Source organism: Stenotrophomonas maltophilia group sp. RNC7, from assembly GCF_030910085.1.
GTDB lineage: Bacteria > Pseudomonadota > Gammaproteobacteria > Xanthomonadales > Xanthomonadaceae > Stenotrophomonas > Stenotrophomonas sepilia.
The window spans coordinates 1-320 of sequence record NZ_JAVFVN010000956.1; the positions used below are offsets into that span (position 1 = coordinate 1).

Annotated in this window: 1 protein-coding gene; it reads right to left on the bottom strand. The window is 66.9% G+C overall.

Translation table 11 applies throughout. The annotated features are described in order from the left end of the window. A partial coding sequence (locus RCF13_RS25085) for a methionine adenosyltransferase (RefSeq protein ID WP_308141629.1) occupies nucleotides 1–320 on the bottom strand: 320 nt, incomplete at both ends.

The window sequence follows — 320 nt, forward strand, 5'->3', positions numbered from 1 at the left end:
CTTGGTGTAGATCGGGCGCAGCAGGTCCAGCATGTTGACGATGCCCTTCGGACGCAGGTCGAAGTGCTCGCGCACCAGCTTGGCGATCTGGTCGTCGGGAATGACGCCGGTGCCTTCGGTGTAGACGGTGATGTTGATGGGCTCGGCCACACCGATGGCGTAGCTGACCTGCACCTGGCACTGGCGCGCCAGGCCGGCGGCCACGATGTTCTTGGCCACGTAGCGGGCAGCGTAGGCGGCCGAACGGTCGACCTTGGACGGATCCTTGCCCGAGAACGCGCCGCCACCGTGCGGGCAAGCGCCGCCGTAGGTGTCGACGA